This window comes from Staphylococcus sp. Marseille-Q1834 (genome assembly GCF_916858875.1).
In the GTDB taxonomy this organism is placed as follows: Bacteria; Bacillota; Bacilli; order Staphylococcales; family Staphylococcaceae; genus Staphylococcus; species Staphylococcus pragensis.
Map to the genome: position 1 here is coordinate 666,569 of NZ_CAKASN010000001.1, position 17,913 is coordinate 684,481.

Consider the following 17,913-nt stretch of genomic DNA (forward strand, 5'->3'; position numbering starts at 1 on the left):
TATCCAGTATTAAAATTTTTCGTTGTTAACTATTTAACACGTTCAAGCATAGTAAACAATCTTCACCTAATCGATGTTTACCAAATAATTCACCATTGCAAATATGGAAGCCTTCACTATATAAAACAGCTAAATTATCTTTACTTGGTAATGGTTTTTTCACATTTTTAGTAGAACGTTTGTCTTCTTCATTATCTTTTGAAGTTGTCCCTTTTGGTTTTGTAGGATTAACAGGTTTGTTCACTTCGGAATCTTGTTCACTTTTTGCCATTAATGTTTTTAAATTATCATTTTCAACTTGTAACGCGACATTTTCTTCTATAAGGTCAATCGTTAGTGATTTAAGTTCAGTCATATCTTGATTTAAACGTGTTACATTACTTTCAAGTTGAATTATCTTTTCAAATAAATCATTACGATTCAAACGTGACGCACCTTCCTTAATTAAAAGCTTTTAATTCTTCCATTTTATACTCTAGCGGTTGTTCAAGACCTTCAATTTTAACTTGCATTGAAATATCTAATATATTCAAACCAACTACTCGACCTTGACCTTCTGGCGTTTCCACTTGGTCGCCTACATCTGGTAATTGTGCTCTTGCTTCTTCATAGAAATCATTCTCATATTTAAGACAGCACATCAAACGTCCACATGCGCCAGAAATCTTGGTAGGGTTAAGAGATAGGTTTTGATCTTTCGCCATTTTAATAGACACTGGCTCAAAGTCACCTAAAAATGTAGAACAACATAATGATCGACCACATGGACCGATGCCTCCAAGTAATTTAGCTTCATCACGCACACCAATTTGTCTTAATTCGATACGTGTTTTTAAATTTTGTGCCAAAGCTTTTACTAATTTTCGGAAGTCGATACGATCATCTGCAGTAAAGTTGAATATCACTTTAGATTTATCTAATGTATATTCACAATTCACTAAACGCATATCTAATTGTTGTTCTTTCACTAATTCTTTGCATAGTATTAGTGCATCCTCAGCATCCGCTTCATTACGATAATATGTTTGAATATCTTCGTCAGTTGCTATTCTTATAATTTCTTTTAAAGGTAATGTAACATCCCCTTCTTCCACCTCTTTAGATGGAAATCGTACATTACCAATTTCAATGCCTCGCTTTGATTCGACAACGACCCAATCGTGTTTCTGTAAGTCTAAATCTTTAGGCGCATAGTATTCCAATTTCCCTGCTTTTTGAAATTGTACACCTACGATGTTTGGCATTTTATCTCACACCTTTTATAACTATTTGTTCAAATACAAGCGTCGGATTAACATTTTGCATTAATTTTTTGTGTGCTTCTGTAATTTGGTCATACATCAATATAATTTGATTAAATGTTAGTTGTTTAGCATATGATTCAATTTCAGCTTGTAAATCCGAATAAATATAATCTTTTTTTGTCTCTACTTTAGCATGCATAATATCTTCAAAGAAAGCATTCACTGCAGCTAAAGTGAGCGTCTGTAATTTCCGACTCTTCGCATTTTTTAATAAATCAATAATCCCAATTAACGCCATCGGTTGATTCGTAATTAACAATTCACACCAGTGAACAATCACTTTCCTAAGCGCTACTAAATCATGTTCTTCATTTAAATCTTTAGCAGTATCTAATTGTGTTGTATATGTACTCAACATTTCAGCTACTGCACGATTCACATCATGTTCAACTAATCTATCTATAAAATGTTGCTTATCACTCGGTTTAAAGTAAACATGTTGGCAACGTGAATGAATGGTATCTAAAATCTGTTCAGGTTTCGTAGACATTAAAATCGCCACTGTATTATTAGGTGGTTCCTCTAAAAATTTTAATATACTATTTTCCCCTTGAACAGTTAACTTTTCAAAATCTTCTATTACATAAACTTTATATGTACCTTCAATTGGAAGTTGATTCATGCGATGCACAAGTTGCTCAATCTGTTCTTTCTTAATTGCATTTTCTTCTGAAGCTACATACATAAAATCCGGTTGATTATAGTGATCTACTTTCAACTCGCATTGTTGGTCTCCGTCACAAAGAATAAGTTTTGCAAATTCCATAGCTACATAACGCATGGACTCAGCATCATCGCCTTCGAATAAATACGCATGAGACAATTTATTCGAACGGTACGCATTATCTAATTTGTGTAGTTCATCCATTTTGCATACCCCTTATTCATTTTACTTATATAAAAAGGCTGCCTATCACAGCAGCCGAATATTGTATCATCATCTAAGGTGTCATTAAATTCTAGTTTCTACATTAATTCTCTTAGTTATTAAAATCTGTGGAATGCTTCGACTGGCATTACAAATACTGTAGCGCCTCCAACTTCAACTTCAACAGGATAAGGTATGTAAGAATCTGCACTACCACCCATTGGTGTCATTGGAGAAACAAGTTGATCTCTATTACCACAAGTATGATCAATTACAGATAAAATTCCATCAACGCGGTCATCATCAACACCACATAAAAATGTCGTATTCCCCGCTCTTAAAAATCCACCAGTAGTTGCTAATTTTGTAGCTCTAAAGTTATTTTTAACGAGTTGGTCTGAAAGTTCTTGACTATCTTGATCTTGGACGATCGCTATAATCATTTTCATTTTAAAACACCTCTTCTAGTTATTATATCATAATTTTTTTAAAAAATTTAAGATTATCTCATATGTTTCATCAACGACTTCATCAATACTACGAGTAGCATCAACCACGCTAAAACGTTCTGGTGTTGCTTCAATCACTTGATGGTAACCTTCAATGACTTTTTCATGAAAAGCCATATCTTCTTTATCAAGTCGATTCTGGTTGCGTTGATTTTTTAATATTCTATCTCGACCAACTTCAGCAGTAATATCGAGATAAATTGTTAAATCAGGATATAAACCATTAATAGCAAAATCATTTAATTTTTTAACTTCTTCAATACCTATACCCCGTGCGTAACCTTGATAAGCGAACGAACTATCAATATATCGATCGCATAAGACAATTTTATGATTTTCTAGTGCTGGAATCACTTTTTCCACTAGATGTTCTCTTCTCGAAGCCGCAAATAGCATCGCTTCAGTACGCATGTCCATCGTGCCACTTTCAAGTACCACTTTACGAATCTCTTCTCCAGTTGGTACGCCACCTGGTTCTCTTGTCGTTACTAGTTCATAATTTTGAGCTAATTTATCAGATACACGTTGAAGAACTGTAGTTTTACCTGAGCCTTCAGGTCCCTCAAATGTTATAAATGCAGACATATTATTCATCCTTAATTAATATTTTTCCATTATTAATACCTTCTACTCTGTTGCCATTTTGAAGATAATATCGCATCAATTTTACCATATTCTTTGTCATCCGCTCTCCTTTTAGAAAAATGGGAATTCCTGGAGGATATGGAATAATGTGTTGCGCTAAGATTTTGCCAATAGCATCCTCTAATTCAATCCAATTCGTTTGAGAAATATGCTGAGAATCATAGACGCCTGCCTCTAATGTTATAGGCAACGTGGCTTGTTCCTTTTTACGTTTAGGTGGCAATGTTATCGTTTCTATCCTTTTTAATAATAAATCAAATGGGTAGGTGTCATCTTTATGCCATAACGGAAGTATAAGTAACACTTGATACTCATCTGCCAACTCTACATAAATGTGCGTTTGTTCAAACCATGTTTGAATATCATAACCAGAATAACCAGGATACTGAATTAATAATTTTGAAGGGTCATCCACTTCGATAACGTCAAAACCTTTATTATTAAGCGTATTAATGAATTGTGTTCTCTTTTCAAAAAATAGAGTGGTTTCGTAAGTTTCAAAAAATTGATGTGCTAATTCAATACTCGCCATAACTAAATAAGAAGGGCTCGATGTTTGAAAGTAACCCAAATAACGAATGACATCTTCTTTAAGTGGAGCATTCTTATGTATAAAAAGAACTGAACCCATGGTTAATGCAGGTAATGTTTTATGATAAGACTGCACAACGTAGTCAGCGCCTGAGTCTAAGGCCGATTTAGGAAATCGCGTTAAATTGAAATGGGCCCCGTGTGCTTCATCTACAAGAATTGGCACATTGTATTGATGTAATTCTTCAACTATTTCATTAATATTATAGGTCTCTCCATAATAATTAGGATAAGTTAAAATTGCTAATTTCTGATTGTTAACCGTTAAATTTTTTAAATTAGGACTTAAATATTGATGGCTAATATTACTTTGTAGCATTGGCATAAGATCAGCGCCTTGTTGAGCAATATCTATCCCATGAAATACAGATTTATGGACATTTCTACTAATTAAATACTTACCTTTTATGCTGGAAAATGCTTGAACAACTGACAATATACCTGACGTCGTCCCATTAATTAATAAATATGCATCATAATCAGGATGTTTATTAATATTTTGCATGCTCTCTAGGATAATTTCTTCGGGATGATGTAAATCATCTAGCCCTGTAATTTCGGTCATATCCATTTTTAAGTCTAATTGATTTAGGAAGCCAATAGTCATATTTTTATGGCCTGGAACATGTAATGAAATAGCTTTTTCATTTTTCAAAACATTAAGTTGTTGATTAATTGGAAGTTTCAATGAGGACACACTTTCTAAATTTTTTATCGAACTTGTGATAAATCATCGTCTCCATTTCGCTGATTAATCCAATTCGATTTACTTAATCCCATGATATAGCAATCTCTATATTCACCACGAGTATAAAAATGTTCTTTTAGCTCACCTTCTACGGTAAAATTTTGACTTTTATAAATGTGGACTGCTTTTTGATTATTTACATCGACATATAAATATATTTTATTCATATTCAATACTAAGAATGCATAATCAATCGCCATTTTGAACGCATTTTTAGCGTAGCCTTTATTACTATGTTGAGGGTCTATGATAATTTGAATCTCACAATTTCTATGAATAAAGTTAATTTCTACTAATTCAACTACGCCTATAGAAATATTATTATCTTCAATAATGAAACGACGTTCCGATTCATCGAGGATATGTTTTTGATATAAATTTTGTAACTCACTAAGTGACTGGTAAGGTTCTTCAAACCAATACGCCATAATTGAATATTCATTGTTTAAATGGTGCACAAATTTCAAATCAGTTTCTTCTAAAGCTCTAATTATCATTTATAAGCACTCCCTTAATTGAAATTCTAGGGAATTGATTAAGAAAAGTAAATAATAATGACAAAAAAGAGATGTACACCTCTAAGTTAGTTTGAGTCTAACTTTTGGCGTACATCTCAATTAGATGATTATAGACTTTGAGAGATATTAATTTTTATGCGTCTCGTCTTTTTTTCTTCTCAGTATAAATATTGAACCTAATGCTAACAATATACTTGCAAGAGCACTTGAAGGGTTAGTATTAGTTTGTCCAGTTTGTGGTAACTCCACTTTATGTGGACTGAGTTTATTCTCTTCTTTGTGAGTATTTACAGATATTGGTGTAAATGAATGTAACGGTTTATCAGTACGTTTAGGTGACGCTTTGAAACGACTTACTTTATGTGTTTTATCGACTTTTTTATTATCAACTTTTTCATACACATACGTTGTAATGCCATCATGTTCAATAACTATACCAGTATATCTCCAGCCACCTGGAATTAATAAATACGGAGGCTTGTTACCTTTTTCCACTGTAGTAATTTCATGTCCATTTTTATCAATATAACGCGTTATATGGAGTTCTGGAATTTCTACCTGTGGCGGATTATTCGGTATATTCGTTTGGATCTTTTCGTATACATATGTTGTAACTCCATCTTTCGTTGTTACTTTTCCTGTATATTGCCATTTATCTCCCACTACGCCTGGCGGTGGTAAAGTTCCTTTCTCTGTACCTTTCACTTCGTTACCATCAATATCGATATAACGTGTTATATGAAATTCTGGAATTTCCACCTGTGGTGGATCATTCGGTATATTCGTTTGAATCTTTTCATATACATATGTTGTAACTCCATCTTTCGTTGTTACTTTTCCTGTATATTGCCATTTATCTCCCACTATGCCTGGTGGCGGTAACGTACCTTTTTCTGTTCCTTTCACTTCGTTACCATCGATGTCGATATAACGTGTTACTTGTAACTCTGGTATTTCTACCTGTGGTGGATTATTTGGGATATTTGTTTGAATTCGGTCATATACATACGTTGTAATGCCTTCTTCTGTTGTCACTTTTCCTGTGTACTCCCATTTATCTCCAATCATTCCCGGTGGCGGTAATGTGCCTTCTTCTGTTCCTTTTACTTCGTTACCATCGATATCGATATAACGTGTTACTTGGAGTTCTGGTATTTCTACCTGTGGTGGATCATTTGGGATATTTGTTTGAATTCGGTCATATACATATGTTGTAATGCCGTCTTCCGTTGTCACTTTTCCTGTGTACTCCCATTTATCTCCAATCATTCCCGGTGGTGGTAACGTTCCTTCTTCTGTTCCTTTCACTTCGTTACCGTCGATATCTATATAACGTGTTACTTGGAGTTCTGGTATTTCTACCTGTGGCGCTTCATTCGGGATTTCATGTTGAATTCGATCATATACATATGTTGTGATGCCATTTTCTTGTGTCATTCTTGATGTATATTGCCATTTATCTCCAATGATACCTGGTGGCTGTTGTGTTCCTTCTTCTGTGTCTTTAATTTCATTACCTTCGGTATCAACATAACGTGTCACTTGTAACTCTGGTATTTCCACTTGTGGTGCTTCATTTGGAATTTCATGTTGAATGCGCTCATATACATATGTTGTGATGCCATTTTCTTGCATCATTCTTGATGTATATTGCCATTTGTCTCCAATGATACCTGGTGGTTGTTGTGTTCCTTCTTCTGTGTCTTTAATTTCATTACCTTCGGTATCAACATAACGTGTCACTTGTAACTCTGGAATCTCCACTTGTGGCGCTTCGTTTGGAATTTCATGTTGAATGCGCTCATATACATATGTTGTGATGCCGTCTTCTTGTGTCATTCTTGATGTATATTGCCATTTATCTCCAATGATACCTGGTGGCTGTTGTGTTCCTTCTTCTGTATCTTTAACTTCATTACCTTCGGTATCGACATAACGTGTCACTTGTAGCTCTGGAATCTCCACTTGTGGCGCTTCATTAGGTACTTGTTCATAAAGTACTACAGGTTCGTACACATAATGAACTTCAATTGTTTGCTTACCAACAACTGTCCCTGTTTGATTATCAGGGGTTGCTATTAATCGATAACTTATCGTCTTTTTAACAGGCCCATTATCATCTGTTTCATAACTTACTCGATTAGGTATTGTAGCTGCGGTTGCTGTATAACTTGTTCCATCTACTTCATGATCAGCCACAGTAACTTGAGGGCTTAAAACTTCTCCATCAGTTGTTTTAAAATCAGCAACTACATTTCCTTCAAAGACCTCAGTATAAATCAAATGAACTTTTTTCGTTTGTGCTTTTACATATTGACCCAAAATAGGATCCATTTGTTTATCAACTTTCACAAATCTATAGTGGTGACCTTGATTGTTAATTAGTTGAGGAACGCTTGCTTGATATTCTGTATTCTTTGCTCCTTGAGACGTAGTTGGGCTCTGAATTACATTACCATCTTCGTCTGTATAACTAACTACTAATGTTCCTCTATTATCTTCAGTTTCTAATTCAACTTTGTTACCTGCTAACCAAGAATTATCTACACCACGTGAAAATATTTGTGAGTGTGACTTAGTTAATATTGGTGCATCAGGTGGCACTGTTACTCGCACATTAGTTTGGAAATTTTCTCCTTTTCTTAATACAAGTGGCGTATCAAATACATATTTTACAGCTGTAACTTTTGTTAAATCAGTAGGGTTAGAAGTGTACGTTCCATTTTGAACATCGCTATCAGTAGTATAAACTACTCGATATTTTGTAGTATCTGGTACTAAAGCAGTTAAATTCGTTTTCACATTATCTTTTGGAATGGTAACTACTAATTCTTTTATTACTCCATCACTATTAGTGAAATTGACTGTATTAGTTTGTAAATTAACACTATCTCCTAAATTAACATCAACTTGTGATCTATCAAAACTATTAGTCGAATCTTTACCAATAGTTAAAGTTGAGGCAAATTCTTTAGCAAGTGCAATTTTAAAAGGTATATCTATCACAGAAACATATTTTTCATTTGTACTTAAATCATCTGTAATTACATCAGATAGTTCAAGTTGATTTTGTGTTAATGACTGTTCATTAGTAGGACGAACAATTTCTGAATTTTTATCCCATATCGTAGCATATCTAATTGAATATGTACCATTAGGCAATGTTCCTTTATTATAAATGTCAAATGTAATTTCTTGTGTATCCTGTGTTAAAGAGCTACGCGTACTCGTTGCATTTTTTTCAGATTCATTCCAGTCATAGCCTTCTGGTGCCTTATAAAGATATAGTGTTCTTCCACTATTCTTATAATTTTTAATCACTTTCACTGGATCAAGTACAGGTCTAGTTTTTAGTTTATTTCCATTAGTAGTTTCATAATATGCGTCATTCCACCAAGTTGAAGTTCGTATAAGTTTATTATTAGTCCATGATCTTACATTGCCAAGTGCTGTACCATCTGGAACACTTAATGATAGATAAACATTTTTGATGTTATCTAATTTATCGTCTACGATGTCAGAACTGTTATCTAAAAGGTCTTTACTTAAATATTTCATATAATCTTTTGTATTTGCCTTAACTAAAACATTGGCTTTGTCATTATAATTCAGTAAATTTCCAGAAGACCCATTTGTATTTCTAACAATAGGAGTTGTTAATATATGCGGGAACCCCTCTTTAGTGTGAATATAAGAAAATCCACCATTTAATAAATAACCTGACAAACTACGAGTTGGAACTGCGCTTGCTGCTTCCAATGTATTTTGAGGCACTTGGTCGATAACAATTCCGTTTTGCATTTGTCTAACATTATCGTCCTTAGCTGCCGTTTCCCATCTATGTTCATCTACAGCATAAGTTAACTCAGCATTCCACTCGAAAATGTCTTTTTGCTGATCACTATCAGGAGAAACAGTATCTCTAATTACTGGTGTTTGTAAAATAAGATGTTGATATTTAGCATCTCCAAAGTTATATGTTTTATTGTCATTATTAAGTTCTGACCACTCAGCAAGTTTAGTTGTCGTACCATCATTGTTAACACCATATAAAATAAATGGAGATTTTAAGGCAATACCTTTTGCAGCATTCTTATCTCCTGATCCATTGTTATACCGAATTTTCTCAAGTGGCCAAGTTAAAGATGTGAAATAATCACCATCTTGTCCTGGCGGTAGTTGTATAGAATGCATATATGCTGGTGCATATTTATTAGACTGATCACGGTTATTAATGTATTTAGTCACTCTAAATTGTTCATGCGTATGATCGGCTTTAGTAAATAAACGGGATGGTTCTAAAGTACGCGTAGCAGCAAAATAAACTTTATCTGTCGCTTTACCAGCTTCGTCAATCATTTTAAATTTAATACCTTCAGGATCAGGTACATTTTGAATGTAATCTTGTCCATTTGGTAAGCGACCTACTGTTTGCCAATTCATGTTAACTTTAATGAAACCATCTCTCTTAAACTGTTGAAGTACCTCAGGTGTAAGCGCAGATTTTTTCAACTTTAGAACTGGACGATATCCTACATATGGTAATTTTTGTCCTTCAGTTAAATGCATATGAATGCCAGTATCATCTTGAGTCCAAAATTGATTACTTGGCGTTTCTGTATCGAGTTCAAGCCAACTAGGTATGTTTTGTATATTATATTTAAAGTCAGTGTAACGGCTATAGTATCTTGGTGTAATCGCATCATCACGATTTTCTAAGAACCAATTATCGCTTGGTAATGGAACTTGGTAACGATAGTTATCCGATTTATCTGAGACTGTACCATCTGATTTTATAACGCCGATAGTTGGTGATGTGCTTGAAGGAATTTTAGGTGTTATTTGCCAAACAGATGTAGGTGCTGGTTGACCACGATCAACATATAATCCACCTTTAACGTTATCAAAAGTCGCGTTAGTTTGTTTAGTCGTAACTAATGTATCTCCTTGATACATTTTCATAGTTGAGGTAACTACATCCCCATCTCCCGGTCCAGTCCAAATCATCCCACCAATAACTTGATTGATGTTAATTTGTCCAGCAGAAGTTCCCGCAATTGGTCTTAAATCAAATTGATAACGCCACGTATCTGTATCTGATAAATCAGTCTTCTTCGTCACATATTCTGAATTAGAAAAAGTAGGCGCTGTCATAATGAATTTCTTAGGCGCTTCGTAAACCAACTTCCCATTATTAATAGCTCCGTGTCCGGAACCAGTAAATGAAAATGATGTATTAGTTTCACGTCGGTTGTTAATTAAATCAGAAGTAATATTATATCTTTTATCAGATGAACTTGTTCCACTAAATACAAAATCTCCTGCCAATTGATCATCTGATGAATCGGCATCACGTCTAACACGTTTTTTAACAACTTTAGCTGCATCAACTGGAGTGATATTATTAAACTCAGTTTGTTTATTTTTATCAAACTCATTATTATCTGATACTTTGTCATTTTCTCGAATATTACTAGTGCTCTGAACTTGCTTATTAGTCAATTGATTTTCAAGCAATTGACTATTATCAACTTGTTGAGTGTTGTTAGTTATTGAAATTTTATCGTTATTATCAGCCTTTTGCTCATTTAACTGTAATTTACTATTTTTAGAAACATTCAGCTTTTCATTACTTACTGTTATATCATGAACTTTGTCCTGATTTTGAGCTATATTTTTATTATTATTATCTTGAGGTGTTTTAGCCTTATCATTATCTATATTTGTTGAAGGCAATTTGTTATTTTCTTCTTTATTTTGTTTATCAGAAGCATTAACACTATCTTTTGCTTCGGCTGCATGTGCCTCATTATTAACCCCAAATACTAGAAAAGATCCTACTAAAATTGATGCGATACCTACTGAAAATTTTCTAATCGAATACTTATTTTGGATATTCGGTTGAAAGAAGTTATTCTTGTTGTTATTTCTGTCCAATTATTTCTTTTCTCCTTATTAATATACTATTGTGAGGCTATTTCTTTATTTCTCCATACTCATAGTTATAATACTATGTACAGAAACTTAAATCAATATAAATATTATTTAATTTTTATAAAGTTGCTAGAAATAAAAATTAGCCTATCTCTGCACTATAATTAGGTTTATTTCTTAAAACTTTATAACTATAGTTATACATCTTACATTAATGGTTTAATCTTCTTTTAAAGTAAAAAAAGAGACCTTACGGTCTCGATATCGGCTCATCGCATCCATACGATTTAATTGCCTGGCAACGTCCTACTCTAGCGGAACGTAAATCTGCTACCATCGGCGCCAAGGAACTTACTTTACTTTGAGGCAAGCGCTCGCATCTTTCTTCATTATCGTCTTTCGTTTGCTCATTTAGCCCAACTAAACTCGCTGCTCTCTTTCCTCAATTCATCAGCTTCAATCGCTTTCTCTTCGTAAAGCTAAATAAACTCTTTCAAATTCTCTTCGAAATTTATATTTTTTTATTGTTTAGAATCTTTTCTTTTCGCCTACGGTTTTATTGTTTTTTAAGCATAAAAAAAGAGACCTTACGGTCTCAATATTGCCTGGCAACGTCCTACTCTAGCGGAACGTAAATCCAACTACCATCGGCGCTAAGGAGCTTAACTTCTGTGTTCGGCATGGGAACAGGTGTGACCTCCTTGCCATTGTCACCAGACAAGTGAATGATTATACATTCAAAACTAGATAGTAAGTAAAGATTTTGCGTCGCAAAACTTTGAAAAAATTGATTAAGTCTTCGATCGATTAGTATTCGTCAGCTCCACGTGTCGCCACGCTTCCACCTCGAACCTATTAACCTCATCATCTTTGAGGGATCTTATAACCGAAGTTGGGAAATCTCATCTTGAGGGGGGCTTCATGCTTAGATGCTTTCAGCACTTATCCCGTCCATACATAGCTACCCAGCTATGCCGTTGGCACGACAACTGGTACACCAGAGGTATGTCCATCCCGGTCCTCTCGTACTAAGGACAGCTCCTCTCAAATTTCCTACGCCCACGACGGATAGGGACCGAACTGTCTCACGACGTTCTGAACCCAGCTCGCGTACCGCTTTAATGGGCGAACAGCCCAACCCTTGGGACCGACTACAGCCCCAGGATGCGATGAGCCGACATCGAGGTGCCAAACCTCCCCGTCGATGTGAACTCTTGGGGGAGATAAGCCTGTTATCCCCGGGGTAGCTTTTATCCGTTGAGCGATGGCCCTTCCATGCGGAACCACCGGATCACTAAGTCCGTCTTTCGACCCTGCTCGACTTGTAGGTCTCGCAGTCAAGCTCCCTTATGCCTTTACACTCTATGAATGATTTCCAACCATTCTGAGGGAACCTTTGAGCGCCTCCGTTACCTTTTAGGAGGCGACCGCCCCAGTCAAACTGCCCGCCTGACACTGTCTCCCACCACGATAAGTGGTGCGGGTTAGAAAGCCAACACAGCTAGGGTAGTATCCCACCAGCGCCTCCACGTAAGCTAGCGCTCACGCTTCAAAGGCTCCTACCTATCCTGTACAAGCTGTGCCGAATTTCAATATCAGGCTACAGTAAAGCTCCACGGGGTCTTTCCGTCCTGTCGCGGGTAACCTGCATCTTCACAGGTACTATGATTTCACCGAGTCTCTCGTTGAGACAGTGCCCAAATCGTTACGCCTTTCGTGCGGGTCGGAACTTACCCGACAAGGAATTTCGCTACCTTAGGACCGTTATAGTTACGGCCGCCGTTTACTGGGGCTTCGATTCGTAGCTTCGCAGAAGCTAACCACTCCTCTTAACCTTCCAGCACCGGGCAGGCGTCAGCCCCTATACATCACCTTACGGTTTAGCAGAGACCTGTGTTTTTGATAAACAGTCGCTTGGGCCTATTCACTGCGGCTCTTCTGGGCTTGCACCCTAAAGAGCACCCCTTCTCCCGAAGTTACGGGGTCATTTTGCCGAGTTCCTTAACGAGAGTTCGCTCGCTCACCTTAGAATTCTCATCTTGACTACCTGTGTCGGTTTGCGGTACGGGCACCTATTATCTATCTAGAGGCTTTTCTCGGCAGTGTGAAATCAACGACTCGAGGAAACAATTTCCTCTCCCCATCACAGCTCAATCTTAAGAGTGCCGGATTTGCCTAACACTCAATCTCACTGCTTGGACGTGCACTCCAACAGCACGCTTCGCCTATCCTACTGCGTCCCCCCATCGATTAAAACGATGTTAGGTGGTACAGGAATATCAACCTGTTATCCATCGCCTACGCCTGTCGGCCTCAGCTTAGGACCCGACTAACCCAGAGCGGACGAGCCTTCCTCTGGAAACCTTAGTCAATCGGTGGACGGGATTCTCACCCGTCTTTCGCTACTCACACCGGCATTCTCACTTCTAAGCGCTCCACATGTCCTTGCGATCATGCTTCAACGCCCTTAGAACGCTCTCCTACCATTGTCCAAAGGACAATCCACAGCTTCGGTAATATGTTTAGCCCCGGTACATTTTCGGCGCAGTGTCACTCGACTAGTGAGCTATTACGCACTCTTTAAATGATGGCTGCTTCTAAGCCAACATCCTAGTTGTCTGGGCAACGCCACATCCTTTTCCACTTAACATATATTTTGGGACCTTAGCTGGTGGTCTGGGCTGTTTCCCTTTCGAACACGGACCTTATCACCCATGTTCTGACTCCCAAGTTAAATTAATTGGCATTCGGAGTTTGTCTGAATTCGGTAACCCGAGAGGGGCCCCTCGTCCAAACAGTGCTCTACCTCCAATAATCATCACTTGAGGCTAGCCCTAAAGCTATTTCGGAGAGAACCAGCTATCTCCAAGTTCGATTGGAATTTCTCCGCTACCCACAGTTCATCCGCTCACTTTTCAACGTAAGTCGGTTCGGTCCTCCATTCAGTGTTACCTGAACTTCAACCTGACCATGGGTAGATCACCTGGTTTCGGGTCTACGACCAAATACTAAACGCCCTATTCAGACTCGCTTTCGCTACGGCTCCACATTTCCTGCTTAACCTTGCATCAGATCGTAACTCGCCGGTTCATTCTACAAAAGGCACGCCATCACCCATTAACGGGCTCTGACTACTTGTAAGCACACGGTTTCAAGTTCTCTTTCACTCCCCTTCCGGGGTACTTTTCACCTTTCCCTCACGGTACTGGTTCACTATCGGTCACTAGAGAGTATTTAGCCTTAGGAGATGGTCCTCCCAGATTCCGACGGAATTTCACGTGCTCCGTCGTACTCAGGATCCACTCAAGAGAGAATACGTTTTCAACTACAGGATTATTACCTTCTTTGATTCAACTTTCCAGATGATTCGTCTAACATATTCCTTTGTAACTCCGTATAGAGTGTCCTACAACCCCAATAAGCAAGCTTATTGGTTTGGGCTCTTCCCGTTTCGCTCGCCGCTACTCAGGGAATCGAATTTTCTTTCTCTTCCTCCGGGTACTAAGATGTTTCAGTTCTCCGGGTCTGCCTTCTGACAAGCTATGAATTCACTTGTCGATAACACGACATAACTCGTGCTGGGTTCCCCCATTCGGAAATCTCTGGATCAACGCTTACTTACAGCTACCCAAAGCATATCGTCGTTAGTAACGTCCTTCATCGGCTTCTAGTGCCAAGGCATCCACCGTGCGCCCTTAATAACTTAATCTAAATATAGTTATTAATCTGTGAGTGTTCTTTCGAACACTAGCGATTATTTTTTATGAATTCAAGCTTATTTAAAACTCTATTCACTCGGTTTTGCTTGGTAAAATCTATTTACTTACTTATCTAGTTTTCAATGTACAATTTAAATTATTTAGTCAATCGTTTTCATACTTCTTCGTTATCACAAATTTAAATGCTCATTTACGAAAGTAAACTGCGCTTTAAATTCATTCAACTCATTGTCTGAGAAACGATTTCTTTAAATAATATTTTCAACAATCACAATTAAATATTATATCAAATTATAATGTTTAATGCAATCATCATTTAATTTGAATGTTTGAAATAAACATTCAAAACTGAATACAATATGTCACGTTAATTCATCATCTCTACGAGATGTTCCGAATATATCCTTAGAAAGGAGGTGATCCAGCCGCACCTTCCGATACGGCTACCTTGTTACGACTTCACCCCAATCATTTGTCCCACCTTCGACGGCTAGCTCCAAATGGTTACTCCACCGGCTTCGGGTGTTACAAACTCTCGTGGTGTGACGGGCGGTGTGTACAAGACCCGGGAACGTATTCACCGTAGCATGCTGATCTACGATTACTAGCGATTCCAGCTTCATGTAGTCGAGTTGCAGACTACAATCCGAACTGAGAACAACTTTATGGGATTTGCTTGACCTCGCGGTTTCGCTACCCTTTGTATTGTCCATTGTAGCACGTGTGTAGCCCAAATCATAAGGGGCATGATGATTTGACGTCATCCCCACCTTCCTCCGGTTTGTCACCGGCAGTCAACTTAGAGTGCCCAACTAAATGATGGCAACTAAGCTTAAGGGTTGCGCTCGTTGCGGGACTTAACCCAACATCTCACGACACGAGCTGACGACAACCATGCACCACCTGTCACTTTGTCCCCCGAAGGGGAAAGCTCTATCTCTAGAGTTGTCAAAGGATGTCAAGATTTGGTAAGGTTCTTCGCGTTGCTTCGAATTAAACCACATGCTCCACCGCTTGTGCGGGTCCCCGTCAATTCCTTTGAGTTTCAACCTTGCGGTCGTACTCCCCAGGCGGAGTGCTTAATGCGTTAGCTGCAGCACTAAGGGGCGGAAACCCCCTAACACTTAGCACTCATCGTTTACGGCGTGGACTACCAGGGTATCTAATCCTGTTTGATCCCCACGCTTTCGCACATCAGCGTCAGTTACAGACCAGAAAGTCGCCTTCGCCACTGGTGTTCCTCCATATCTCTGCGCATTTCACCGCTACACATGGAATTCCACTTTCCTCTTCTGCACTCAAGTTTTCCAGTTTCCAATGACCCTCCACGGTTGAGCCGTGGGCTTTCACATCAGACTTAAAAAACCGCCTACGCGCGCTTTACGCCCAATAATTCCGGATAACGCTTGCCACCTACGTATTACCGCGGCTGCTGGCACGTAGTTAGCCGTGGCTTTCTGATTAGGTACCGTCAAGACGTGCACAGTTACTTACACGTATGTTCTTCCCTAATAACAGAGTTTTACGATCCGAAGACCTTCATCACTCACGCGGCGTTGCTCCGTCAGGCTTTCGCCCATTGCGGAAGATTCCCTACTGCTGCCTCCCGTAGGAGTCTGGACCGTGTCTCAGTTCCAGTGTGGCCGATCACCCTCTCAGGTCGGCTACGTATCGTCGCCTTGGTAAGCCGTTACCTTACCAACTAGCTAATACGGCGCGGGTCCATCTATAAGTGATAGCAAAACCATCTTTCACTTTTGAACCATGCGGTTCAAAATATTATCCGGTATTAGCTCCGGTTTCCCGGAGTTATCCCAGTCTTATAGGTAGGTTACCCACGTGTTACTCACCCGTCCGCCGCTAACGTCAGAGGAGCAAGCTCCTCGTCTGTTCGCTCGACTTGCATGTATTAGGCACGCCGCCAGCGTTCATCCTGAGCCAGGATCAAACTCTCCATAAAAAATTTATGATGTTTGATTAGCTCATAAAACTAAATAGTGTTTGTAACTTAAAAGTTACATTTATTGGAATTAACGTTGACATATTGTCATTCAGTTTTCAATGTTCATTTCTTCAACACAAGAATTAATTATACTCGCTATTGATATGAAAGTCAACAACTTTTTAAAATTATTTTTTGTGATTTTTAATGTTCGTTGATTTGTTTCGCTCAACAAATACATACTATACAGGCTTTTCCGCGTTTTAACAACGGTAAAAATTACACTTTCAACATCTTTCTAACGAAGATTATCTTTATTTAACGAACATTTTTAAATAAATTTCGTTTAATAATACGTTTATTATGAGTAAAAAGACTTATTACCCTATTTATCTATTCTACAAACGCACAATACACAAACTTTAAAAAATTTACATTTTCTTATAAAAAAATTAAAAACCGTTATTTAAGTCGTTATCATAATGAATAAAGTGGCTCTTTCTCTTCATTATGACACTCTTAATAACGGTTTGAGAATTTACATTTCTGTTCTACCAGCGATTGCTTTAGATAACGTAACTTCGTCTGCGTACTCTAAGTCTCCGCCTACTGATAATCCTTGAGCTAATCTTGTCACTTTTATGCCTATAGGTTTAACCAACCTTGAAATATACATCGCTGTTGATTCACCTTCTAAGTTAGGATTCATCGCTAATATTAGCTCTTTAACCTCTTCATCTTTAAGTCTTTCGATAAGAGTAGGGATATTGATATCTTCAGGCCCTATTCCATCCATAGGAGAAATAGAACCATGTAATACATGATAAAGTCCTCTGTATTCTCTCATTTTTTCCATTGCGATCACATCTTTATCGTCTTCTACGACGCATATAACTGATCGATCTCTTTGTTTATCTTCACAAATGTAACAAGGGTCATTCTCAGTAATATGACCACAAACACTACAATAGGTAAGTTCTCGTTTAACATCTACTAAGGCTTTAGCAAATTGAACTACGTCATCTTCTTTCATATCTAATGCATGAAATGCCAGACGTTGAGCCGTCTTAGGACCAATGCCTGGCAATTTCATGAAACTATCTATAAGTTTAGATATAGGTTCAGGATAATGCAT

At 37.6% G+C, this 17,913-nt stretch carries 9 protein-coding genes and 3 rRNA genes; all 12 read right to left on the bottom strand.

The features are described 5' to 3' along the window. Nucleotides 1-25: 25 nt before the first annotated feature. Entirely contained in the window at nt 26-424 is a 399-nt protein-coding gene (gene yabA, locus LIX58_RS03420; protein ID WP_126566267.1) for a DNA replication initiation control protein YabA, read from the bottom strand. Nucleotides 425-440: 16 nt separating this feature from the next. After that, a complete protein-coding gene (locus tag LIX58_RS03425; protein WP_154838408.1) occupies nt 441-1,244 on the bottom strand; it encodes a stage 0 sporulation family protein in 804 nt (267 codons plus the stop codon). Nucleotide 1,245: 1 nt separating this feature from the next. After that, on the bottom strand, nt 1,246-2,172 hold the full coding sequence (locus LIX58_RS03430; protein ID WP_126566262.1) for a DNA polymerase III subunit delta' C-terminal domain-containing protein: 927 nt from the start codon (nt 2,170-2,172) through the stop codon (nt 1,246-1,248). A gap of 119 nt (nt 2,173-2,291) precedes the next feature. After that, nucleotides 2,292-2,621: a cyclic-di-AMP receptor gene (locus tag LIX58_RS03435; protein ID WP_226386075.1), complete on the bottom strand. Its 330-nt coding sequence runs from the start codon at nt 2,619-2,621 to the stop codon at nt 2,292-2,294. Nucleotides 2,622-2,648: 27 nt separating this feature from the next. Further along, nucleotides 2,649-3,266, bottom strand: a complete 618-nt coding sequence (tmk, locus tag LIX58_RS03440) for a dTMP kinase (RefSeq protein ID WP_126566258.1) — start codon at nt 3,264-3,266, stop codon at nt 2,649-2,651. A gap of 1 nt (nt 3,267) precedes the next feature. Further along, nucleotides 3,268-4,605 carry an aminotransferase class V-fold PLP-dependent enzyme gene (locus LIX58_RS03445; RefSeq protein WP_154838409.1) on the bottom strand — a complete coding sequence of 446 codons (1,338 nt, stop codon included), beginning with the start codon at nt 4,603-4,605 and terminating at the stop codon, nt 3,268-3,270. Nucleotides 4,606-4,628: 23 nt separating this feature from the next. Then, nucleotides 4,629-5,162 (bottom strand): GNAT family N-acetyltransferase, encoded by a 534-nt coding sequence (locus LIX58_RS03450; RefSeq protein ID WP_126566254.1) that lies wholly within the window; start codon nt 5,160-5,162, stop codon nt 4,629-4,631. A gap of 147 nt (nt 5,163-5,309) precedes the next feature. Beyond that, the gene (locus tag LIX58_RS03455; protein ID WP_226386076.1) at nt 5,310-11,120 is read right to left on the bottom strand and encodes a MucBP domain-containing protein; all 5,811 of its coding nucleotides are present in this window, start codon (nt 11,118-11,120) and stop codon (nt 5,310-5,312) included. 600 nt (nt 11,121-11,720) lie between these two features. After that, nucleotides 11,721-11,835: ribosomal RNA gene (gene rrf, locus LIX58_RS03460) — 5S ribosomal RNA — on the bottom strand. Nucleotides 11,836-11,904: 69 nt separating this feature from the next. Then, nucleotides 11,905-14,826, bottom strand: a 23S ribosomal RNA gene (locus LIX58_RS03465). Between the two features lie 419 nt (nt 14,827-15,245). Continuing rightward, nucleotides 15,246-16,796, bottom strand: a 16S ribosomal RNA gene (locus tag LIX58_RS03470). Together the 16S, 23S and 5S rRNA genes form the textbook arrangement of a ribosomal RNA operon. Before the next feature lie 520 nt (nt 16,797-17,316). After that, the gene (recR, locus tag LIX58_RS03475; protein WP_126566371.1) at nt 17,317-17,913 is read right to left on the bottom strand and encodes a recombination mediator RecR; all 597 of its coding nucleotides are present in this window, start codon (nt 17,911-17,913) and stop codon (nt 17,317-17,319) included.